This window comes from Spirillospora sp. NPDC048824 (assembly GCF_043198455.1).
Taxonomy (GTDB): Bacteria; Actinomycetota; Actinomycetes; order Streptosporangiales; family Streptosporangiaceae; genus Spirillospora.
Map to the genome: position 1 here is coordinate 709,040 of NZ_JBICUS010000001.1, position 21,843 is coordinate 730,882.

Annotated in this window: 22 protein-coding genes and 2 pseudogenes; 19 read left to right on the forward strand and 5 right to left on the reverse strand. The window is 70.9% G+C overall.

The features are described from left to right. Window positions 1-120: 120 nt before the first annotated feature. From ACGFIS_RS03255 to hpnH, 7 genes are all read left to right on the forward strand, one after another. Window positions 121-930 carry an SAM-dependent methyltransferase gene (locus ACGFIS_RS03255; protein ID WP_392912546.1) on the forward strand — a complete coding sequence of 270 codons (810 nt, stop codon included), beginning with the start codon at window positions 121-123 and terminating at the stop codon, window positions 928-930. Between the two features lie 98 nt (window positions 931-1,028). Then, window positions 1,029-1,913, forward strand: a complete 885-nt coding sequence (locus ACGFIS_RS03260) for a helix-turn-helix domain-containing protein (RefSeq protein ID WP_392912548.1) — start codon at window positions 1,029-1,031, stop codon at window positions 1,911-1,913. A 220-nt stretch (window positions 1,914-2,133) separates the two neighbouring features. Beyond that, on the forward strand, window positions 2,134-3,009 hold the full coding sequence (hpnC, locus tag ACGFIS_RS03265) for a squalene synthase HpnC (protein ID WP_392912550.1): 876 nt from the start codon (window positions 2,134-2,136) through the stop codon (window positions 3,007-3,009). A 4-nt stretch (window positions 3,010-3,013) separates the two neighbouring features. Further along, window positions 3,014-3,895 carry a presqualene diphosphate synthase HpnD gene (gene hpnD, locus ACGFIS_RS03270; protein WP_392912552.1) on the forward strand — a complete coding sequence of 294 codons (882 nt, stop codon included), beginning with the start codon at window positions 3,014-3,016 and terminating at the stop codon, window positions 3,893-3,895. After that, window positions 3,892-5,370 (forward strand): hydroxysqualene dehydroxylase HpnE, encoded by a 1,479-nt coding sequence (gene hpnE / locus ACGFIS_RS03275; protein WP_392912554.1) that lies wholly within the window; start codon window positions 3,892-3,894, stop codon window positions 5,368-5,370. Before hpnD ends, hpnE begins: the two co-directional genes overlap by 4 nt. Beyond that, window positions 5,367-7,262 (forward strand): squalene--hopene cyclase, encoded by a 1,896-nt coding sequence (gene shc / locus ACGFIS_RS03280; protein WP_392912556.1) that lies wholly within the window; start codon window positions 5,367-5,369, stop codon window positions 7,260-7,262. The genes hpnE and shc overlap by 4 nt, the downstream gene beginning before the upstream one ends. Then, window positions 7,259-8,263, forward strand: a complete 1,005-nt coding sequence (gene hpnH / locus ACGFIS_RS03285) for an adenosyl-hopene transferase HpnH (protein WP_392969261.1) — start codon at window positions 7,259-7,261, stop codon at window positions 8,261-8,263. The genes shc and hpnH overlap by 4 nt, the downstream gene beginning before the upstream one ends. A gap of 92 nt (window positions 8,264-8,355) precedes the next feature. On the opposite strand, the gene ACGFIS_RS03290 is transcribed toward hpnH, so the two are convergent. Next, the gene (locus ACGFIS_RS03290) at window positions 8,356-9,198 is read right to left on the reverse strand and encodes an SMP-30/gluconolactonase/LRE family protein (protein WP_392912561.1); all 843 of its coding nucleotides are present in this window, start codon (window positions 9,196-9,198) and stop codon (window positions 8,356-8,358) included. A gap of 200 nt (window positions 9,199-9,398) precedes the next feature. On the opposite strand from ACGFIS_RS03290, the gene ACGFIS_RS03295 reads away from it, so the two are divergent. The 6 genes from ACGFIS_RS03295 to ACGFIS_RS03320 all read left to right on the forward strand — a co-directional run bounded on the left by ACGFIS_RS03295 (window position 9,399) and on the right by ACGFIS_RS03320 (window position 14,855). After that, the gene (locus tag ACGFIS_RS03295) at window positions 9,399-10,463 is read left to right on the forward strand and encodes a class I SAM-dependent methyltransferase (protein WP_392912563.1); all 1,065 of its coding nucleotides are present in this window, start codon (window positions 9,399-9,401) and stop codon (window positions 10,461-10,463) included. Window positions 10,464-10,516: 53 nt separating this feature from the next. Continuing rightward, window positions 10,517-10,957 (forward strand): aldo/keto reductase, encoded by a 441-nt coding sequence (locus tag ACGFIS_RS03300; RefSeq protein ID WP_392969314.1) that lies wholly within the window; start codon window positions 10,517-10,519, stop codon window positions 10,955-10,957. A gap of 420 nt (window positions 10,958-11,377) precedes the next feature. Then, on the forward strand, window positions 11,378-11,914 hold the full coding sequence (locus tag ACGFIS_RS03305; RefSeq protein WP_392903609.1) for a carboxymuconolactone decarboxylase family protein: 537 nt from the start codon (window positions 11,378-11,380) through the stop codon (window positions 11,912-11,914). Between the two features lie 148 nt (window positions 11,915-12,062). Further along, window positions 12,063-13,478 carry a dihydrolipoyl dehydrogenase family protein gene (locus ACGFIS_RS03310; protein WP_392969264.1) on the forward strand — a complete coding sequence of 472 codons (1,416 nt, stop codon included), beginning with the start codon at window positions 12,063-12,065 and terminating at the stop codon, window positions 13,476-13,478. Window positions 13,479-13,579: 101 nt separating this feature from the next. Then, complete coding sequence (locus ACGFIS_RS03315; RefSeq protein ID WP_392912567.1) at window positions 13,580-14,122, forward strand: DUF4396 domain-containing protein; 543 nt, start codon at window positions 13,580-13,582, stop codon at window positions 14,120-14,122. 235 nt (window positions 14,123-14,357) lie between these two features. Beyond that, window positions 14,358-14,855, forward strand: a complete 498-nt coding sequence (locus ACGFIS_RS03320) for a hypothetical protein (protein WP_392912570.1) — start codon at window positions 14,358-14,360, stop codon at window positions 14,853-14,855. Window positions 14,856-14,879: 24 nt separating this feature from the next. Here the strand turns inward: ACGFIS_RS03320 and ACGFIS_RS03325 are convergent, their stop codons facing one another. Then, complete coding sequence (locus ACGFIS_RS03325) at window positions 14,880-15,185, reverse strand: hypothetical protein (protein ID WP_392912572.1); 306 nt, start codon at window positions 15,183-15,185, stop codon at window positions 14,880-14,882. A 24-nt stretch (window positions 15,186-15,209) separates the two neighbouring features. Here ACGFIS_RS03325 and ACGFIS_RS03330 point away from each other — a divergent pair, with 24 nt between their 5' ends. From ACGFIS_RS03330 to ACGFIS_RS03340, 3 genes and pseudogenes are all read left to right on the forward strand, one after another. Next, window positions 15,210-15,395, forward strand: a complete 186-nt coding sequence (locus tag ACGFIS_RS03330; RefSeq protein ID WP_392969268.1) for a hypothetical protein — start codon at window positions 15,210-15,212, stop codon at window positions 15,393-15,395. Window positions 15,396-15,687: 292 nt separating this feature from the next. After that, window positions 15,688-15,852 (forward strand): annotated as a pseudogene (locus ACGFIS_RS03335) (IS5/IS1182 family transposase); the annotation flags it as partial. A 348-nt stretch (window positions 15,853-16,200) separates the two neighbouring features. Then, window positions 16,201-16,572 (forward strand): annotated as a pseudogene (locus ACGFIS_RS03340) (DUF2637 domain-containing protein); the annotation flags it as partial. 386 nt (window positions 16,573-16,958) lie between these two features. Here ACGFIS_RS03340 and ACGFIS_RS03345 read toward each other — a convergent pair. Then, the gene (locus tag ACGFIS_RS03345) at window positions 16,959-17,489 is read right to left on the reverse strand and encodes a hypothetical protein (RefSeq protein ID WP_392912659.1); all 531 of its coding nucleotides are present in this window, start codon (window positions 17,487-17,489) and stop codon (window positions 16,959-16,961) included. 402 nt (window positions 17,490-17,891) lie between these two features. Between ACGFIS_RS03345 and ACGFIS_RS03350 the strand changes: the two genes are divergently transcribed. After that, window positions 17,892-18,617, forward strand: coding sequence for a DUF2637 domain-containing protein (locus tag ACGFIS_RS03350; RefSeq protein WP_392969271.1), 726 nt, complete (start codon window positions 17,892-17,894; stop codon window positions 18,615-18,617). 9 nt (window positions 18,618-18,626) lie between these two features. Here the strand turns inward: ACGFIS_RS03350 and ACGFIS_RS03355 are convergent, their stop codons facing one another. Both ACGFIS_RS03355 and ACGFIS_RS03360 read right to left on the reverse strand, forming a co-directional pair. Continuing rightward, on the reverse strand, window positions 18,627-20,150 hold the full coding sequence (locus ACGFIS_RS03355; RefSeq protein ID WP_392969273.1) for an ISKra4 family transposase: 1,524 nt from the start codon (window positions 20,148-20,150) through the stop codon (window positions 18,627-18,629). Between the two features lie 91 nt (window positions 20,151-20,241). Continuing rightward, the gene (locus ACGFIS_RS03360) at window positions 20,242-20,799 is read right to left on the reverse strand and encodes a hypothetical protein (RefSeq protein ID WP_392969276.1); all 558 of its coding nucleotides are present in this window, start codon (window positions 20,797-20,799) and stop codon (window positions 20,242-20,244) included. A gap of 270 nt (window positions 20,800-21,069) precedes the next feature. Here ACGFIS_RS03360 and ACGFIS_RS03365 point away from each other — a divergent pair, with 270 nt between their 5' ends. After that, window positions 21,070-21,201 (forward strand): SDR family oxidoreductase, encoded by a 132-nt coding sequence (locus ACGFIS_RS03365; RefSeq protein ID WP_392912655.1) that lies wholly within the window; start codon window positions 21,070-21,072, stop codon window positions 21,199-21,201. 63 nt (window positions 21,202-21,264) lie between these two features. After that, window positions 21,265-21,429 carry a hypothetical protein gene (locus ACGFIS_RS03370; RefSeq protein WP_392912578.1) on the forward strand — a complete coding sequence of 55 codons (165 nt, stop codon included), beginning with the start codon at window positions 21,265-21,267 and terminating at the stop codon, window positions 21,427-21,429. Window positions 21,430-21,843: the final 414 nt, after the last annotated feature.

Sequence of the window (21,843 nt, forward strand, 5' to 3'; positions counted from 1 at the left end):
GTTCTTCTGGCCGCCCCGGATCGGCGGGTCTAGGTTGGTCCGTGACGCCCGTGTAAAGGACGCGTGTAAGCGACGCGTGCGAGTGACAGAGCCGTACCGGTGAAAGGAGCGTCAGACCCGATGACGGATGCCCCCCACGGCCCGGAACAGGCGCCGGAGACGAAGATCAATACTGACGTTCCGCAGTCGGCCCGGATATGGAACTACTGGCTCGGCGGCACCGACAACTACGAGATCGACCGGGTGGCCGGCGACCAGTACTTCTCGCTGTATCCGGGGATAGTGCCGATCGCCCGCGCCGGCCGCTATTTCATGGACCGCGCGATCCGGTACCTCGCCGCCGAGCGCGGCATCCGCCAGTTCATGGACTGCGGGACCGGGCTGCCCACCCTCGACAACACCCACGAGATGGCCCAGCGCGCCGCCCCCGACGCGAAGGTCGTCTACGTCGACAACGACCCTCTCGTCCTCGCGCACGCCCGCGCCCTGCTGACCGGCAGCGGTGAGGGTCGCACCGCCTACATCGACTGCGACCTCCACGACCCGAAGACGATCATGACCAGGGCGTCGGAGCTGCTCGATCTGTCCCGGCCCGTCGGGTTGATGCTGATCGGCGTCATGGGCCACATCGTCGACCCGGACGAGGCGATCGGCGTCGTCCGCGGGCTGATGGAGCCGCTCGCGTCCGGCAGCTACCTCATCCTGCACGACTCCAACGACACCAACGAGGCGTTCAACGCGGCGCAGCGCGCCTACGACGAGACCGGCGCCATCCCGTTCCGGCTGCGCAGCCCGGAGTTCATCCGCGGCTACTTCGACGGCCTGGAGATCGAGGAGCCGGGGCTCGTGACCAGCGCGGCGTGGCGCCCGGAGGTCGGCGTCGAGGGCGAGGAGCTCCCGACCCTCTGCGCGGTGGCGCGCAAACCCTGACGCGGAGCCACCACGTCGCTCACCGTTCCGTGTCCGGCGCAATGCGTAAAGGTATAGTGAGGCGTTCGTCCGCGCCTGTCCCCCGATGAGGAGTCCCCTTGGCCTCCGTCACGATCACCGGTAGAAGACAGCCCACAGACGCCCAGGGGGACCCGCTCGTCCCCCGGATGCTCCTGGCCCGGCGGCTCCGCGCGCTGCGGGAGGCCGCCGGCATCAGCCGGAGGGACGCGGCGCGGGAAATCCGCGGATCCAGCTCCAAGATCGGGCGGATGGAGCTGGGCCGCTCGGGGTGCGGGCCCGCCGACGTCGCCGCCCTCCTCACCCTCTACGGCGCGGACGGCGACGAGCGCGCGACGCTCCTGGCCCTCGCCGAGCGGACCACCGCGCGTCCGTGGTGGTCCGCTGACGGCGACATCGTCCCGGCGTGGGTGCGGCCCTACCTGAGCGCCGAGCAGGCGGCCAGACTGGTCCGCACGTTCGAGGCCCAGTTCGTCCCCGGCCTGCTGCAGACCGAGGACTACGCGCGTGCCCTGATCCGCCGCGTCAGCCCCGAGCCGGAGGTCGAGCGGCGGGTCGAGTTCCGGATGGTGCGCCAGCGCGTCCTGCGCCGCCGCCCGCGTCCCCTCAACCTGTGGGTCGTGCTGGACGAGGCGGCACTGTGGCGTCCGATCGGCGACCCGGAGACGATGCGGGCCCAGATCCGGCACATCGTCGAGCTGTGCCGGCGGCCGAACGTCACCGTCCAGATCGCGCCGTTCGGGATCTGCGGGCGCGTCGCCGGCGACGGGCCGCTCACCCTCGTCCGGTTCCCTCAGCAGGGCCTGCCCGACATGGTCTACCTGGAGCGGGCCAACAGCGCCGTCTACCCGGTACGGCGGGCTGAGATCGAGCGGCACTGGCACGTCTTCAACACCCTGGTGACCGAGGCGGCCCCGCCCGAGCACACGCCGCGGATTCTCGCCGGGATCCTCGGCACGTACTGACTCTCCGCGTGCACGGAGTGTCCCGTTCCGTTCGACGATCACATATCCACGGCTGACCACTTCCGGCCTGTTCCCATAAATAACGCATATTCGGGAGAGGTGGCGCGGCGGTTCGGGGACGTAGGCCACAGGGGCTCGCGACGACGCCCATGTTTGCCGGTCGGCCACCCGGTTACCGGGCATCGTTGACGCCCCACGCCGCCGCCCTCGAAGGAACACCATGTCCGTCAGCGAGCGTCTGTGGAACGAGACCCGCCTGTGGAACGAGACCGAGGAACGCCGGTCCCGGAACGAGCTCCAGGCCCGGGAGAACTTCCCGGTCGCCACGCGGCTGCTCCCGGCGCGGCACCGCGCCCATCTGCTGAACGTGTACGGCTATGCCCGGCTCGTCGACGACATCGGCGACGAGGCGCCCCCCGGCGAGCGGGCCGCCCTGCTGAGCCTCGTCGAACGCGACCTCGACCGGATCTACGCGGGGGAGGCGCCGGAGCTTCCGGCGATGCGCAACCTGGCCGGGACGGTCGCCGCCCGTGCGATCCCGGCCGACCCGTTCCGCCGGCTGCTGCGGGCCAACCGCGAGGATCAGGCCGTCTCACGGTACGGCACGTTCGACGACCTGGTCGGCTACTGCGCGCTGTCCGCCGATCCGGTCGGGCACATCGTCCTGCACGTGTTCGGCGCCGCCACCCCGGACCGGCTCGCACTGTCCGACCGGGTGTGCACCGCGCTGCAGATCATCGAGCACTGCCAGGACGCCGGGGAGGACTACCGGAACGGGCGGATCTACCTGCCGGGCGATGACCTGCGCCGATTCGGATGCGAGGAGAGCGATCTGGGCGCCGCCGTGACCCCGACCCGGCTGCGGGGCGTGCTCGCCCTCCAGGCGGGACGGGCCGGGCGGATGCTGGCCGACGGCGCCGTGCTCACCGGGCGGCTCCGCGGTTTCGCGCGGGTCGCGGTGGCCGGATACGTCGCGGGCGGACTCGCGGCGCTGTCGGCGCTGGAACGCGGGGCCTACGACGTCCTGGGGGCACCGCCACGGCCGAGGAAGGCGCGGCTGCTGGCCGAGTGGTCGCGGACTCTGGGAAGGAGATGACGAGATGGCCGACGACCTGGCCGAATCCGCGCCGGCCGGTGCCTACCGGCACTGCGAGAACGTCGTCCGCACGCAGGCGCGCAACTTCTCGTACGGGATCCGCCTGCTTCCCGCGCCGAAGCGGCGGGCGCTGAGCGCCGTCTACGCCTTCGCCCGCCGGATCGACGACATCGGCGACGACCATCGGGCGCCGGCCGCGGACAGGCTCGCGAAGCTCGCGGACGAGCGCGCGCACCTCACCGACCCCGGCGCCCATCCGTCCGATCCGGTGCTGGTGGCGCTGGCGGACGCGGCACGCCGCCATCCGATCCCGCTGGACGCGTTCGGGGAGCTGATCGACGGCTGCGAGGCCGATGTCCGCGGCGGCGTCTTCGACACCTTCGACGACCTGCTCTGGTACTGCCGGTGCGTCGCCGGGACCGTCGGCCGCCTGTCGCTCGGCGTGTTCGGGACCTCCGCCCCCGGGACGGCCGTGCCGCGCGCCGACGCGCTCGGCGTCGCGCTGCAGCTGACGAACATCCTGCGCGACGTCCGGGAGGACGGGGAGAACGGCCGCGTCTACCTTCCCGCCAAGGACCTGGCCCGCTTCGGGTGCACGCTGCACCGGGACGAGGCGGGCCGGTGGACCGATCCGCCGGAACGGCTCGCGTCCCTCGTCCGGTTCGAGGCGTCCCGTGCGCAGGAGTGGTACGCCACCGGGCTCAGGCTGCTGCCCATGCTCGACCGCCGCAGCGCCGCCTGCACCGGTGCGATGGCGGGCATCTACCGGCGCCTGCTGAGGCGCATCACGGCCGACCCCGTCGCCGCGCTGGACGCGCGCACGTCCCTGCCCGCGTGGGAGAAGGCCGCCGTGTCCGCGAAGGCGCTGTCGGGAATCCACCGATGAGCGCCGCCGGGGGCCTCGACGCACCCGGAGCGGGCCATGTCGCCGTCGTCGGCGGCGGTCTCGCGGGGATCACCGCGGCGCTGGCCCTCCAGGAGGCGGGCCTGCGGACGACGATCTACGAGGCGCGTCCCCGGCTCGGCGGCGCCGCGCACTCCTTCGAACGCGAGTCGGCCGGGCGGCGCCTCACCGTCGACAACGGCCAGCACATCTTCCTGAAGTGCTGCTCGGCGTACCGGGGGCTGCTGGAGCGGCTGGACGCGCTGGACCGGGTCCGCGTCCAGGACCGCTTCGACGTCCGCGTCCTGACCCCCGGCGGGCCGGGCGGACGGCTCCGCCGCGCCAAGGCGCCCGGCCCGCTGCACTTCCTGCCCGCGCTCGCCGGCTACACGCTGCTGTCCCCGGCCGACCGGCTGCGCGCCGTCCGCGCGTCGCTGGCGCTGGACCGCCTCGACCCGGGCGACCCGTCCCTCGACGGGGTCGGCATGGGCGGCTGGCTCGCCCGCCACGGGCAGCGGCCCCGGGCCCGGGAGGCTCTCTGGGAGCTGTTCGTCACGGCGGCGCTCAACGCCGGCCTGGACGACGCCGCGCTCGGCCCCGCCGCGATGGTGTGCCAGACGGCGCTGCTCGGACGGTCCGACGCCGCCGACATCGGCGTCGCGTCCGTCCCGCTCGGCGACCTGCACGGGACGACCGCGGCGTGGAAGATCGAGCGGGGCGGCGGCCGGATCCGACTCGGGGCGAAGGTGTCGGCGATCGAGGCCGGGCCGAAGCTCGTGGTGAACGGCTCGCCGGCCGGCGCGGACGCCGTCGTCGTCGCGGTGCCCCACCGGGCGGCGGCCGCGCTCGTCCCCGCGGAGGCGTGCCCGGACCGGGACGGCTGGGCGGGCCTCGGCTCCAGCCCCATCGTCAACGTCCACGTCGTCTATGACCGGCCGGTCATGCGGGAGGCGTTCGCCGCGGCGGTCGGCTCACCCGTCCAGTGGGTGTTCGACCGGACCGGCGTCAGCGGCCTGGCCGGTGGGGACGGCCCGTCCGGCGGCCAGTACCTCGCGGTCTCGGTGTCGGCGGCCGACCGCTGGATCGACACCCCGGCCGCCGCACTGCGGGAGGTCTACCTGCCCGCACTGGAGCGGCTGTTCCCGGCGGCCCGCCGCGCCCGCGTCACCGACTTCTTCGTGACGCGGGAACGGCACGCCACGTTTCGTCAGAGCCCCGGCAGCGGCGCGCTGCGTCCCGCGTCCGCGACACGGCTGCCGTGGCTGTTCCTCGCCGGCGCGTGGACCGACACGGGCTGGCCCGACACGATGGAGGGAGCCGTGCGCAGCGGCCTCAGCGCGGCCCGCCTCGTCCGCCGGCACCTGAACGACCCGAGCACGAACCGGAGAACGTCCACGAGCACGGACGAGGTGAGCGGCCGACCTCCCGGGACCACTGCCCCCCCGCACGCACGCGAACGCGAGAAGGAGCGCGAATGACCACGACCGAAGTCCCCGGACTCACCGGCGCGGCCGCAGCCGCCGCCGCGGCGGCCCGCGACCACCTGCTCGGCCTCCAGTCGCCGGAGGGCTGGTGGAAGGCGGAGCTGGAGACCAACGTGACCATGGACGCGGAGGACCTGCTGCTCCGCCGGTTCCTCGGCGTCGGCTCCGACGGCGACACCCGGGAGGCGGCACGCTGGATCCGGTCGCGGCAGAGTCCCGGCGGGACGTGGGCGAACTTCTACGGCGGCCCGCCCGACCTGTCCACGACGATCGAGGCGTACGTCGCGCTGCGGCTGGCCGGAGACCCCGTGGACGCCGGGCACATGCGGCGCGCCGCCGCGCACGTGCGGGAGGCGGGCGGCATCGAGGGAAGCCGCGTGTTCACCCGGATCTGGCTGGCGCTGTTCGGGCAGTGGTCGTGGGACGACCTGCCCGTCATGCCGCCCGAGCTGATGTTCCTGCCGAGCCGGGTGCCGCTGAACGTCTACGACTGGGCCTGCTGGGCGCGGCAGACGATCGTCCCGCTGACGGTTCTGGGGTCACTGCGTCCCGTCCGGGCCCTGCCGTTCGACCTGCCGGAGCTGCGCAGCGGTGTGCGCCCCGCGCACGAGGCGAAGGGCTGGGGGCGGGTGTTCGACACGCTCGACCGCGTCCTGCACGTGTACGAGAAGCGGCCGGTGCGCCCGCTGCGGACCGCCGCGCTCCGCCGTGCCGCCGACTGGATCATCGCCCGCCAGGAGGCCGACGGCTGCTGGGGCGGCATCCAGCCGCCGTGGGTGTACTCGCTGATGGCCCTGCACGAGCTCGGCTACGGCCTCGACCACCCGGTCATGAAGCGCGGCCTCGCCGGGCTCGACCGGTTCACGATCCGGGACGAGAAGGGCCGGCGGATGGAGGCGTGCCAGTCGCCGGTATGGGACACCGTCCTGGCCATGAACGCCCTCGGCGACGCCGGCCTGCCCGGCGGCGACCCCGCGATGGTGCGGGCCGCCGCCTGGGTCGTCGGCGAGGAGGTCAGGGGGCCGGGGGACTGGTCGGTGCGGCGGCCCGGCGTCCCGCCGGGCGGCTGGGCCTTCGAGTTCGACAACGACTGCTACCCCGACACCGACGACACGGCCGAGGCGATCCTCGCTCTCCGCAGGGCCGACGTCCCGGACGCGGCGGCGCCGATCGAACGCGCCGTCCGCTGGCTGACCGGCATGGCCTCCCGCGACGGCGGCTTCGCCGCCTTCGATGCCGACAACACCCGCGAGCTGTGCACCAAGCTGCCGTTCTGCGATTTCGGCGCGGTCATCGACCCGCCGTCCGCGGACGTCACCGCACACGTCGTCGAAGCGCTCTCCGGGGAGGGCCTCGCGGAGACGGCCGTCGTGAAACGGGCCGTGGTGTGGCTGCTGAAGGCCCAGGAGGCGGACGGTTCGTGGTTCGGGCGCTGGGGAGCCAACCACGTCTACGGGACGGGAAGCGCGGTGCCGGCGCTGATCGCCGCCGGCGTCCGCCCGGACAAGCCCGCGATCCGACGCGCCGTGGCCTGGCTGGAACGGCACCAGAACGACGACGGCGGCTGGGGCGAGGACCTGCGCTCCTACGACGACCCGTCCTGGATCGGCCGGGGGGCGTCCACGGCGTCCCAGACGGCGTGGGCGCTGCTGGCGCTGCTCGCCGCGGGTGAACGCACCGCGGCCGTGGACGGCGGCGTCCGGTGGCTCGTCGACCATCAGCGCCCGGACGGGAACTGGGACGAGGAGCACTTCACCGGCACCGGTTTCCCCGGCGACTTCTACATCAACTACCACCTCTACCGGCTGGTGTTCCCGATCAGCGCCCTGGGCCGCTATGTGGAGGCCACGGAATCCATCTCGCCAAAGGAGGTCGGGACACCATGAGCATGCCGCTACGCCAGAGCGCTCGCATCGGGACCTACATTCTCCGCAACAAGCTGCGCGGCAAAAAGAAGTTCCCTTTGATCGTGGAACTGGAACCGCTGTTCGCCTGCAACCTGTCCTGCGCCGGCTGCGGCAAGATCCAGCATCCCGCCGATGTGCTGAAGAGGCGCATGCCCGTCGAGCAGGCCGTCGCCGCGATCGAGGAATGCGGCGCGCCCATGGTGTCCATCGCGGGCGGCGAACCGCTCATGCACCCACAGATCGACGAGATCGTCGGTGAACTCGTCAGGCGCAGGAAGTTCGTCTTCCTGTGCACGAACGCGCTGCTCATCCCCAAGAAGCTCGACAAGTTCACGCCGTCGCCCTACTTCGCGTGGGCGGTGCACGTCGACGGGCTCCAGGAACGCCACGACGAGTCCGTCTGCAAGGAGGGCGTCTTCGACGACGCGGTCGCGGCCGTCCGCGAATGCCAGCGCCGCGGCTTCCGCGTCACGACGAACACGACGTTCTTCAACACCGATACCCCGCAGACCGTCATCGAGGTCCTCAACTACCTCAACGACGACCTCAAGGTCGACGAGATGATGATCTCTCCGGGCTACGCCTACGACAAGGCACCCGACCAGGAGCACTTCCTCGGCGTCCAGGAAACCCGGGAACTGTTCGCCAAGGCCTTCTCAGGAGGGAACCGGAAACGGTGGCGGCTCAACCACTCGCCCCTTTTCCTGGACTTCCTGGAAGGCAAGATCGATTTTCCCTGCACGGCCTGGGCGATCCCGTCGTACTCCCTGTTCGGGTGGCAGCGTCCCTGCTACCTGATGTCGGACGGCTACGCCCAGACCTACCGGGAACTCCTCGACGAGACCGACTGGGAGTCCTACGGCCGGGGCCGCGACCCCCGCTGCGCCAACTGCATGGCCCACTGCGGCTACGAGCCCACGGCCGTCTTCAGCACGGTGAGTTCGCTGAAGGAATCGTTGAGGGCCGTCCGCTCCACTTAGGAACGCCGTTCGCCCGGAGAGAACTCGCCCGCATCACCCGCGAGAACCTCGAAGGGGGCTGGGCCTCGCACCCCGGCCTCACCCGCTGACGGTCACGGCCAGCCCGCACCCGGAACATCGACCTCGGTCGCGAGCACCCGGCCGCTTCCCGGCGCCACCGGGTTCTCCTCGGTCATGCCGCGCCACTCGGCGGCCACGACGAACAACGTCGTGCCCTGCGGGCCGCCCAGCGCGCAGGCGAACCCGCCGCGGTCCAGCTCGACCACGTCCAGGACGGTGCCGCCTTCCGCGACGCGCACACACCGCTGATGGGGCACGTCGGCGTACCAGACGGCGCCCTCCGCGTCGAGGCAGATGCCGTCCGGGGCGCCCTCGCCCAGGTCGGCCCAGACGCGCCGGTTCGACAACCCCCCGTCGGCGCCGACGTCGAAGGCCACCAGGGCGCTCCGGTAGGAGTCCGCGACGATCAACGTGGAGTTGTCCGGCGTGACGGCCATCCCGTTGGGGAAGCCGATGTCGCCGGCCACCTCCCGCACGGACCCGTCGGCGGCCGCCAGGAAGACGAAACCCGGCTTGACCTCGTCCCCCGCCATCGCGTCGAACCCGATCCGGTTGACGTAGGCGTTGCCGCGGCCGTCCACCACGATGTCGTTCCACCCCGGCTCGCCCAGCTCCGCGTGCACGGCCAGGGCCCCGCCGGGCTCCCGCCGCAGCAGCCGCCCGTCGGCGGACGAGACGATCACCATCCGCCCGTCCGGAAGCCAGGCGGTGCACAGCGGCAGCGACTCCACCCGCGCGACCACCTCGCTGCCGCCGTCCAGGCCCACGGCGACGACCTCGCCCGCGGACCAGTCCGAGAAGTACAACCGGTCCCCGTGCCAGCGCGGCGACTCCACCAGCCCCCGCCCGCCGACCAGCGTCCGGACCTCACCCATCGTGATCACACTCCCTTTTTCGACGTCTCACCCCCTACACGAACGCCCCGCCCCCAAATCGACACCCACCCGGCTCGTGTCCGCGATCGGGCGGTCCCGACCGGGGTAAGGCCTGGGTAAGACCGGTGTGGGCGCGGTGTGAGCCTGCGGTGAGGCGCCACCCGGAGGATGCGGGGGATCCACCGACACGGGGAGGAAGAATGGCGACCGAGGAAATCACCGAGCGATTGATGGCGGACGCGGTGACCACCATCGAGATGCTCAACGTCGCGCTGGGCGTCCGCCTGGGGCTGTACCAGGCGCTGGCAGAGGGCCCTGCCGACGCCCGCGCCCTGGCCAAGGCCACCGGCGTCCACCCGCGCTACGCGCGCGAATGGCTCGAACAGCAGGGCGTGAGCGGCATGCTCACCGTGGCTGCCGACGACCATGATCCGTACGGACGCGCCTTCGCGCTGCCCGCGGACGCCGGCGAGGCGCTGCTGGAAGCCGACAGCCCGTTCTTCGTGGGGACGCTGCCCGGGATGGTGGCGTCCATCGCCGAGGTGCTGCCGGAGGTGGCGGGGGCGTTCGAGTCCGGCGGCGGCATCCCGTACGCCGCCTACGGGGCGGGGACCAGGCACGGCATCGGCGGGCTCAACCGGCCCATGTTCCGCGCGGGCCTGGCGGACTGGGTCGCGGCGATGCCGGACATCGCGGCGCGGCTGTCCGGCGGCCCGGGAAAGGTTCTCGACCTGGGCTGCGGCACCGGCTGGTCGGCCATCACGCTCGCCGAGACGTTCCCGTCCGCCAGCGTGCACGGCATCGACCTCGACGAGGCATCGGTCGCGGAGGCGTCGGGGAACGCCGCCGGGCGCGGGCTGGACGGCCGGGTGACGTTCGCGCTCGGGGACGCCGCCGACCCCGGAGCCGGCGGACGCTACGACATGGTGTGCGTGTTCGAGGCGCTGCACGACATGGCCGATCCGGTGGCGGTGCTGCGGGCGGCGCGGGACAGGCTCGCCCCCGGCGGAGCGGTCCTGATCGGCGACGAGAAGGTGGCCGAGCACTTCACCGCCCCGGGCGACCTGGTGGAACGGCTGAACTACGCGGTCAGCGTCCTGCACTGCCTGCCCGTCACACGGGCCGAGGGCACCGCCGTGGAGGCCGGCACCGTGCTGCGGCCCCACGTCGTGCGCGGGTATGCCGAGGAGGCGGGCTACGGAAGCTGCACCGAGCTGCCCATCGACCACGACCTGTGGCGCTTCTACCGGCTCGACCCCGCCTGACCCGCGCCGGGACGCGTTAGGGCGAGCAGTCGCCCGCGAGGACGCCGGAGCGGATCCGCGCGGGTAAGATCCGTACCTTCGGATGCTCGACGTACCCGGCCTTCGAGATCGTCGAGTCCCACCGGGTGGCCGAGCAGCGAGGGCTGATGCGGTTCCGCACCGAACAGCCGCCCTACAACCTGCTCGCCCGCGGCGCCGAACGCGACGTCCTCCCGGTTGCGGAGCGGGAGAGCATGGGCGTGCTGACCTGGAGTCCGCTCGCGTTCGGGTTCCTCACCGGCCACCACCGCAAGAACGGGCCCGTCCGAGCACAGGGGCGGACTGCGATCCGCCCCGAGTGGTTCGACCGCGCCGACCCGGTGACCGCCCGCACGGAAGACCAGCGGCCGATGAATCGACCAGCATCGACGGCTCGCCGTGTTTCATCGAGCTGGGCACTGCCCTGCCTGCGGATTTCGTCGCCCTCATTGAGAGGTACGGCGCCTTCGAGGTAGGAGGCATGGCAAGGGACGATCACGGAGCGCGAAGTTACATGGCATTCCTTGGCGTGTCTGATCCACGCAGGGTGCTGGGGGCTATCTCCACCGCACTTGACCGAAGGACCCGGCCAGCGCCTGCCGGCCGAACCGGCCGCGACCACTCATCCCCTCAAATCGCCGCCGTGCTCGGCATGTACGAGCGTGTACGTAAGCGGTTTGGTGACGGCCGTGACCCGGCCATCGCCGGTGTCGCGAGGGCCGGTCCGCGTAAGGCACGCCCGTCCAGGCTGCCCGGCTGTCCGCGGCGCGAGAGGCGATGGCGGGTTTGGTCCTGTCGGTGGCGTATTCGGTCCCTGTGTCGGGAGTTGTGTCGGTTCTAGCTTGAGATCACCGGTGCTCACCGGTTCCCGATCCCCCGCTTGAAAGGACCTGACCATGTCCCGACTTCCCCTGATCCAGCCGGAGACCGCGGGCGCCCAGGCCGCCGAGCTGCTGGCCGGTGTGCAGAAGGCGCTGGGCGTCACCCCGAACATGACCAAGGCGATGGCCAACAGCCCCGCGGTGCTGAAGTCCTACCTGGAGTTCTCCGGCGCGCTGTCGGGCGGCGTGCTGCCGGCCGCGGTGCGCGAGCGGATCGCGCTGCTGGTCGCCCAGCAGAACGGCTGCGACTACTGCCTTTCCGCGCACACCTACATCGGCACCAAGCTGGCCGGGCTGAGCCAGGACGAGGCCGAAGCGGCCCGCGGCGGCCGCGCCGGCGACCCCAAGGCCGAGGCCGTGCTGGCCTTCGCCGCCACCGTGCTGCGCACCCGCGGCGGCATCGAGGACACCGACGTCAAGCAGGCCCGCCAGGCGGGACTGTCCGACGAAGAGATCGCCGAAGTCGTGGGCCACGTCGCGCTCAACGTCTTCACCAACTACTTCAACAAGGCCGCCGGCACCGACATCGACTGGCCGGTCGTCCGCCACTGACCGCCCCCCGGCACCGGCCGCACCCGCCGTCCCGGCGACCGGGCGGCGTGGTCGGGGCCGGCGGCGATGACGGTGACCGGACGCCCGGTGCACGGACTCCAAGGAAGATGCACGACCAGCAGGTCGCGTTGAACGAGAGGCAGGCGTTGTGGACGAGTTCGATGTCGTGGTGGTGGGGGCCGGATCGACGGGGGAGAACCTGGCGGAACGGGCGCACGCCGGTGGGCTGAGCGTCGCGGTCGTGGAGGCCGATCTGGTCGGCGGGGAATGCTCGTACTGGGCGTGCATGCCCAGCAAGGCGCTGCTGCGCCCGGCCGCCGCGCTGGCGGACGCGCGGCGTCTGCCCGGCGCCCGCGAGGCGGTCGGCGGACGGCTGGACGCGGCGGCGGTCCTCAGGAGCCGGGACGGGTTCGCCGCGCACTGGAAGGACGACGGCCAGGCCGGCTGGGTGGAGAGCGCGGGACTGGTCCTGGTACGCGGGTACGGCCGGCTGGACGGACCCAAGCGCGTCGTGGTGCGCACTCCCGAGGGCGGGCAGCGGGTGCTGACCGCCCGGCACGCCGTCGCGGTGTGCACGGGCACCCGTGCGGCACTGCCCGATCTGCCGGGACTGGCCGAGGCCCGTCCCTGGACGAGCCGTGAGGCGACCGCGTCCCCGCGGGTGCCGCCGCGGCTGGCCGTGGTCGGCGGCGGCGTGGTGGCGTGTGAGATGGCCACGGCCTGGCGGGCGCTCGGCAGCGAAGTGGTGCATCTGGTGCGCGGATCACGGCTGCTGCCCCGGATGGAGCCGTTCGCCGGGGAACTGGTGGCCGAGAGCCTGCGGGCGTCGGGGGTGGACGTGCGGTTCGGCGCGTCGGTCACCGCGGTGCGCCGCGTCGGATCGCTGACGCTCACGCTGGAGGGCGGCGAGACGGTGACCGCCGATGAGGTGCTGTTCGCCACCGGCCGGGTGCCGGCCACCTCCGACCTCGGGCTCGACACGGTCGGCCTGGAACCGGGCCGGCCGGTCGAGGTGGACTCCACCGGCCTGGCGGCCGGTGTCCCGGACGGGTGGCTGTACGCGGCCGGGGACGTCAACGGTCGTGCGCTGCTCACCCATCAGGGCAAGTACCAGGGACGCGTCTTCGGCGAGGTGATCGCCGACCGCGCCGCCGGCCGTCCGCTGGACACCGCCGACTGGGGGCGCAGCGTGGCCACCGCGGACGAGCGGGCCGTACCGCAGGTCGTCTTCACCGACCCCGAAGCCGTGTCCGTCGGCCTCACCCTGGAGGAGGCGGCCCGCGACGGGCGCCGGGTACGGGCGGTCGACTACGACCTCGGCGGTCTGGCCGGTGCCGCCCTGCACGCCGACGGCTACCGGGGCCGCGCCCGGGCCGTGGTGGACCTGGCCCGCGAGACGCTCCTCGGCGCCACCTTCGTCGGGGCGGGCGTCGCCGAACTGCTCCACTCGGCCACGATCGCCATCACCGCCGAGGTCCCCATCTCCCGGCTGTGGCACGCCGTCCCGTCGTTCCCCACCCTCAGCGAGGTCTGGCTCCGGCTCCTGGAGACCTACCGCGGCTGAACACCGGACCCGTCCGCGTCGACACCCGACGCGGACGGGCGACGACGCCCACCCCGATACACCGATCACCCGGCCGTCAGCCGAAATGGGAGAGATTCCGGATGAGCACGCATGACCGGCATGTTCCACCGCCGTCCGCGACGGGTTCCGAACACGGCGCCCACCATCATGAGCGTGCAGGTCACGAGCACCACGGAACCGGCGGCGGCGTGAGCTGGGGCATGGCGGCTCAGGCCACCCTGCATTGCCTGACCGGGTGCGCGATCGGTGAGGTGCTCGGCATGGTGATCGGTACGGCGCTCGGCTGGCCGAACCTGCCCACCATCGTCCTGGCGGTCTTCCTGGCGTTCGTCTTCGGGTACGCGTTGACCATGCGCGGCGTCCTCAAGGCGGGCCTGCCCTTGGGCGCGGCGTTCAGGGTCGCCCTGGCGGCCGACACGATATCGATCGCGGTCATGGAGGTGCTGGACAACGGGGTCATGCTCGCCGTCCCCGGGGCCATGCACACCGGCCTGGCAAGCCCGCTGTTCTGGGGCGCGCTGGCCTTCGCGCTCCTCGTGGCGTTCCTGCTCACGACCCCGGTCAACCGCTGGATGATGTCCCGTGGCAAGGGACACGCGGTCGTGCACCAGCACCACCACTGAGTTCGTCCGGCATCGAATCGGACAGCTCGACATCTGACGCCACTGGACCTGACAGCACCGGCGCGGCCGGCAGCCGGACCTCGATCGGCCTCGGAGGTTCGGTGACCCGGTGTTGACAGATGGTGTGTCAGCCGGACGGTCCCCACGACATCACCGTCGCGGGAAGCCGCCCGGCGTCGAAGGCATGGCGGGGGAGTGAGCGTCCGACCTGCGACAGCACACTTTGGAGAGTCTCATGCTGGAACTCCGAAGGGCCGGGAGCGCCCTGCTGGACAGCGTCGTTCCCATCAGGACCGTCCGCGGGATCCCTCGCGACCGGCGCATCGGGTTGCCGGACGAGCGCGCCCTGCACCGCGTCCTGGCGTCGGGGCGGGAGGGCTACTGGGCAATGGTGACCGTCCACGTGGGGGAACTCGCGACGCTCGACGGCGAGCGGGCCACGATGGTGCTGCGATTCCTCGCCGACCGTCTCGACAAGATCCTCAACGACGAGGTGTCGACTTATCAGACCACCGGCGGATTCGCCATTCTCGTCGGGCCGGGCGACGAACTGTACAAGACGCGGCACGGCACCCGCCTGCTGCTGACGGCCGTCACCCGCAAGCTCACCGAACCCGTCCCCCCGCGCAGCGGCATCTCGCCGCCGTCCCTCTCGTTCGATGCGGTCACCGACGAGTTGCCGCAGCTGCGCCTCGGCCTTGCGCCTCAGCCTCGCCGGGCCCGGCGAGGCTGAGGGGGCGCCGGCGCGGGGCGGGCGTCATCGATTCGCGGCACCCGCCGGCCGGGCGGTCGGCCGTTCCCGGCACACCCCGGTCCGGCCGGGGGTGGCGGTCAGGCCCGGAAGGCCGGTGGTCGCGGCGCGCAGACCCGCGACCGCCACGGTTCCGAGGTCGCCCAGAGCGATGTCGTAGGCGATCTCCCGCATGGCGCCGGCTCCGAGAGCCGAGTGGATCATCCCGGTGACGGCCTCGTTGAGCACCCGGGCGTAGGTCTCGAACCGCACCGAACCCGTGACCGCCGGATTCCACTCCAGCGGGTCGCGCTCTCTCAGGCGGACACGCAATCGGGGCGACACCACGGGCAGCCGATGACACCCGGCGCCATCGAACTGCTCGTGGCCGCCGGGGCCGACGTGAACACACGGCTCGACGACCCGCCTGCGCTGTGGGAAGCGCCCACCGCGGATACCCCGCTGGGCATCGCCCGAGAGCTGAACAGCTACTTCGGCCACGTGGTGGCGGTCATCCGGCGCCCTGTTCGAAAAGGGACGTGATGGTCGGGCGGCCGTGGTCGACCAGATGCCTGCCACGCGATCACGTGCTCGATTCTCATGTCGGGATCGATGACGACGAGGTCTGCGTCGGCTCAGCGTCGGCTCCGATGCCGATGTGTCCCTTTCGCGATTCCAATCCGGCGGCTCGGGCGGGATTGGTGGTCACGAACGACAGTAGTGAGCCCATTTCATCCCTGTGGCGGCAGTCCGCTGGTCACAGCATGATCGCGATGCGTCGGTTGGGAGCCTGACACAGAGAGACCCCTGGTAGACGGGTTGATCACCACAATCACGTCGCCTGAACCAGACCGTCATGCTGCTGTCGGCCCGCTCACCCAAGCTCGCGAAGGCGCTGCGGAAGGCGAGCAGGGACGGGCTGACCCATCTGGTGCTGGACGGGACGCTCATCCACACCGACCGGGTCCGGGCCGACCGCCCCTACTACTCCGGAAAGCACGCCAAGAACGACACTGGTTCGAACGGATGGATGCGGCGCTGCGCCGCTAACCTAGAGCCCCGGTTCCGCACCGGGGCTCTTTTGCTGGGGGTGACCTGGGCAGATGGCCTCAACCGCGTTCCGCGTATGTTCCGGGAACCGTGACAATCGGCGGCTTCCGCTGGCACATGGCTGCATACGCAACAAACCCCGGTGCCTGGCGAAGCGCCTGGTCAACCGGGGTTTTCCGAGATCATCTGAGGTGCCCCCTGCAGGGCACGCAGAACATGGGAACAAGCTCGACCAGGCTTCTTATCGTGGAAGAGCGGTTCTCCCTACCTGGTAAGCCGCGGGGGAGGGGGAACGGCAGTGACTGAGGGTTGGAGCGATCGGGCGATCCGGTGGACGACGACCATCAGCGTCATCGTGCTGGCCGGGATCGCGGCAGTGCTGTCGTACAAACACATGTACATGCTGGTCCGCCAGTACGGCGAGACCTCTTGGACAGCGGCACTCCTGCCGGTGTCGGTGGACGGGATGATCGCGGTCTCTTCCATGACTTTGCTGGCTGACTCCCGACAGGGGCGGCGCAGTGGCCTTCTTCCGTGGGCACTGCTGGTGACCGGAAGCGCCGCCAGCCTGGCCGCCAACGTGGCCGTGGCCGAGCCCTCGATGGTGGGAAGGCTGATCGCGGCTTGGCCATCGGCGGCATTGATCGGGTCCTACGAGCTGTTGATGCGCCAGGTCCGTCACGGTGCTGGACCGGACGCCGAGTCCGGCACCGCAGCCTCAGACAACGTTCACGCTGGCTCCGAGGCAACTCACAGGTTGGCTGGGAGATCTCACAAAGCGCCACGCGTCGCTACGGCATCCTCGACTGCCTCTATGACGGATCACATAGGCCCAGGTGAGAACTCAGAGGAAGTTCGTAGGGTGCGCGCTTTCGAACTCATACGTTCTTCAGAGGGGCTTCATCCCGTTGATGCGGGCGACAGCGCACAGGCAAGGCAGTCGACGCAACGCACCCGCGATAGGGAAAATCTTGATCTTCAACAGCGCGCGTGGCTTTGGGCAATGGCCAATCGGACGACGGAAGGAGACCTTCCGCCTGGGAAGGTGATCGCACGTCAGTTTTCGCGAAGCGAACGTTGGGGGCGCTTGGTCAAGCAGGCAGGTCTTGCCGGGCGGCTCGGCGCTACTAAAGGGTCGGGGGCCTCGACGTTGTCGCCGAGACCCCCGCAGGTCGGTGCTGGCCGCCCCTGACGGGCGGTGCAGCGAGGTAACCGGCGCCGAGACCAGTGGTCGGCGGTGAAACCGATGACCACGGAGGCGGCGCTACTGAAGCTGAGGACGAGCGCGTCGGTCAGCGGGGTCGCCGCCAGTAGCAGCAGCCCGAAGGTCGCGGCATAGTTCACGACACCGATGTCGATGCTGAACTTGATCAGTTCGCGGAGCCCCAGCAACGGAGGCCGCGCGCCGGCGCCGCGTCCGCTGATCGCGCCGAAGACTGCGCAGACCACGACGGCTTTGAGGAACGTGCCTGCATGATCCGCGCCGGTGAGGTGAAGCCACCAGGACGTGGGTACGCCGACCAGGCAGGCTGCGTAGATACCGCCGATGATGGCGCCGCGGACCTTGGCGGGTTCGATCTTTATCACGGGTCTCTCTTTTGTGAATTCCGCCCGAATCCTTGTACGGGTCGTTGTGGTACACCGTCCGGACCGTCGGCCGTGGTGCAAGGCGGCCCCATCACGAGTCGGACCCGGGTAGGGGCAGCGCTGCTTGGGCCGTGGCATGCCCCGCGCTCGGCCGCCCGGAGCGTGCGGTGGGGGTGAACACCGGTCACTGTCTCGTGAGGGGACTGAAGCCTGCACAACAGGCGGATTGTGTCCGGGGCCGGAGTCGAACCAATTTCCCACCATTGTTCTACCACTCGGCTACGTCCCTCTCGATTTTTCCGCCCTGGTCGAAGAGCCGGAGGGCTGAGCGGTCATGGCGGGAGCGCAAAGACTTCCCCTGCAGATCAGGTGATCCGGTCAGCCTCCACGGTCAGTGTCATCGTGCTGGCCGGTATCGCTGCGGTGATCTCCTATAAGCACATGTATCAGCTTGTGCTGCAGTACGGGGAGACCTCCTGGACGGCGGCGCTGCTGCCGGTCAGTGTGGACGGGATGATCGTGGTGGCCTCGATGTCGCTGCTGGTCGATTCGCGGCAGGGCCGCCGCAGTGGGCTGTTGCCGTGGACGCTGGTGGTGCTGGGCAGCGCCGCGAGCCTGGCGGCCAACGTCGCTGTCGCCGAGCCTTCTGTGGTCGGGCGGCTGATTGCCGCCTGGCCGAGTTGCGCTCTGATCGGAGCGTATGAGCTCTTGATGCGCCAGGTCCGGAACGGTTCGCACAGGAACGGTTCGCAGCGGAAGGTCCTGGCCGCCTCATACGAGTCCCCACGGCAAGCGGAAGAGAAGTTGGATGCCTCATATGGGACTCATATGGGCCCTCATACGAACCTGACGAAGGAAGAGGTTGCTTCATACGAAGCTCATACGGACCAATCGAATCCGCCGGATGACTTCTACGACGCTCAGACGAGCAGCGCTGCGAACCTCACACGGAACGCAGACGAGGTCGCAGCGGGTGAGGATTCCGGAGAAGCGACACGGGCTCATCCGCGACACGGCCGGCCGGTCTCGGGGCTGCAACGCCAGGCATGGCAGTGGGCGCTGGCCAACCGCACAGCGGCGGGTGACCTTCCCTCGGGAAAGACGATGGGTGTAGCTCTTTTTGAGTGAGCGTGTCGGTCAGGCGGTGAGTGTGTATTCGTGCTGGTCGTGGGTGCGTTCGTGTTCGCGGCGTAGGTGATAGGCCCAGTAGTGGTCAAGGTCCTGGTTGGTGTTCAGGGCTCGTAGTTTGAGTATCGCTTCGGCTCCGGGCAGGCCCCATCGTGCTCCTGCGAGGTTGAATCTGTCGGCGATCAGGTGGCGGCAGGCTCCTTCGATCACGCCGGTGGCGATGGGCCACCCGTTGGCGAGGGCGTGGTCGTAGCGGAGGTGGTCGGCGTTGTTGGCCAGGTAGCCGATGGTGGTGTCGATGCCGTTGCGCCGGTGGCCGGGCAGGGTGTCGGCGTGGTGTTCCAGGTCGGTGATGACCTGGTGGGTCCGCCCGGCCAGGAGCGCGAGCGCCCAGGTGGCGACGCGGTCCTCGGCGGCGGGGTCGGCGGGGGCGTGCACGCTCCAGGCGGCCGTCCACAACCGTTCCAGGACGTGCACGAAGTCGATCATGATGTGGATGGTGATGCCGCGGCGGGCGGCCTGGGCGTTGATGAGGTCGAGTTGGTGGCGGGCGCCGTCGACCATGACGACCCAGGGCCGGGCGCCGGCGGGGTCGCGGGCTTGGGCGTGGTCGAAGACCTTGCCGATCACGGTGTCGGGGTCGTCGGCCACCGAACCGCACATCCACTTGCGTTCGGCGGATGGTCCCGGCCGGGGCGGGCGGGTTCCGTGCCGCCCACCGGGGACGGCGATCACGTCGTGTGGGCGGCGGGGTGCGGGCTCGGCGTCGTAGACCACCCCCAGCGTGGCCATCCGCTTGCGCGCCGATTTCTCTCCTCCGGCCAGCCGGGTCCGGAACGCCCGTTTGGTGCGGGCGGCGGCCTTGCGCGTGGCCGGGCGCAGCGCGTCGGGGCGCATCGCGATGCCCTTGCCGTCCAAGCTGAGCACCAGCAGGTCCCCGCGGGTGCGCGGCACCGGGGTCTGCTGATCGTAGAACGCGTCGATGTCCTGGGCACAGGCGACGATCAGGTCCTCGATCTGCCGTTTGCCGATCACCGGCCCGCAGCGGGCGGTGATCGTGGTGTGGGCGGTGTCGTAGGAGCCGCGGACCGCCTCGGCCACGGCCAGGCGGGCCAGCCCGGCCGAGTGCCGCCGGCCGGGCAGCGACAGTGCCGCGTCAGCCGGATACAGGTTGGCGGTGCCGGGGGCGCGCCAGGCGCACCGGGTGACGGTCACCGTCCCGAACACGGTGGCCAGCAGCCGGTGATGCCCCGGCTCCATCCGGCGCCGCATCACGCCGTCGGCACCGACCACGCCCGCCCCGTCTGCGCGAGCGTGCGACACCGCCTGCCGCTCGCGCTGCGCCCGTAGGTCAAGGTGCGCCTGCAGTAGTTGCCGTTGCAGTTCACGGCCCTGCTCCACCAGCAGTTCCTCCAGGTGGTCATGCGTGAGCTTCCCGGCCGCCGGATCGGTGAGCTGTCCGATCAGACAGTTGAAGGTGTTCCGCGGCTGCGCAAAGCAGTCAGCGGTGACGGCCGTGTCGTACGGTGCCATCACAGGGCTCTTCTTCCCGGCGCGGAACGGTCAAAGGGTTGGCACCTTCGAACCTGACCGGGAGAAGAGCCCGCCGCAATCACCCGCCCGGTCAGGAGGCGATGCCGCCACCGGCCCCTCGACCGGTCCCATCGGCCAGATCACCGGCCACCGGTGCGGTCACCGTGAACAGCCCCGGACCGTCCTCGGCCGCCCATCCCCGCTCGACCAGCCGCTTGAGCTTGGACCGCAGCCCCTCCCGCTTGGCCGCACCGTCCGCCAGTCCCATCGCCACCAGGATCTGCCCGGCCCGCATCGCCCCGCCGGCATCGGCCATGATCTCCACCGCATCCCGGTACGCCTGCGGCAACACCCGAACCGACATGCCCGGCCGCCACGGCGGCACCGTCACCACACCACGCACCAACGACGCCGCGTCCACCGGCTCGACCGGCTCGACGGCCTCGCCCTCCTCACCCGCGGCCACCGCCACCGGCGCGGCCCCGCCCAGGATCTCCTCCACCGTCTCCCGCGTGATCACCAGCCGCGACAATCGGTCTTCCTCGGCCTCCAGCCGTGACTCCAACCCGGCGATCTCCTCACGGAGCTCCTCGATCCGCTGCCGGACCCCGGCCTCACGCCGCGCCAGCTCATCCAGCAACGAACCCATCGCCGCACCGCCTCACCACGCCTGCACCCACGGTAAAAGGCGAACACACGATCAACCAGCCGCAACCACAAACACCCAGGTCAGACACTCACTCAGCAAGAGCTACACCCAAAGACGATCGCGGAGCGTTTCGGGCGCCGCGAAGGTTGGGGACGCCTGGTCAAACAGGCCGGAGCAACCGGCCGCCTCGATCCTGTAGGAAACCCATAGGCACATCGAGCCGACCGGTGTCACCTCGGCGCCACCCGCCCCGGCGGCCGCGAAGGACTCATCGCCGACGAACCCATCGGCCGCCTCGGCACCCCCGAGGAGATCGCCTCCGGAGTGCTGTGGCTGTGCTCCCAAGACGCCGCGTTCACCACCGACACCGCCCTGGTCGTCGACGGCCGCCAGACCAGCTGACCCACCTGACCCGGGCAAGCCGACCGGATCGGACCGCCGACACTGCAGCGGCTGCTGGCGGCGGTGGCCGACTGCGCCGGCTGGCTGAAGGCCAACACCCGCGACCCCGACGTCGCCCGCCTGACCGCCCTGCTGGATCAACCCCATCCGGCGCCCACCGACCCGGCCGAACTGGACGAACTAATGGCCACAGTGCTGTGGACCAGCCACGGCCCACAACAGAGTTGAGAAATCCCTCCCAACCTCCACCCGGGACAACGCTCGCCCCCCGCCCACTTTGGCATACCGGTATGAAACGGACCCGAACGGCGGTATTCCTTGCGCGCCTTGCTAAGGCCGCTGATCAGCTACTCCGGCCGGCTGCTCGTGGACGGCGCCAGGTCACGGCCTCACGAATGCCCCAGCTGTCCGAGCCCAGTCGGCACTGGCGAAGACTCCAGTCGACACTGGCCAAGCGCAGGCCATCATCTGACCGAACCTGCGATCTGCCCGCGACCCCCGACGAGGTCTTCGACGCCTACAGTCCCCCGATTCGCACCGATGCACGTCTCCCGGCTCCTGCTCCAAACCTTGCGGCGCCTACGCACGGGCACCAAGGGAGCATGGCGGGCACCGCTAGGGCAGCTGGCCCGACCAAGAGAT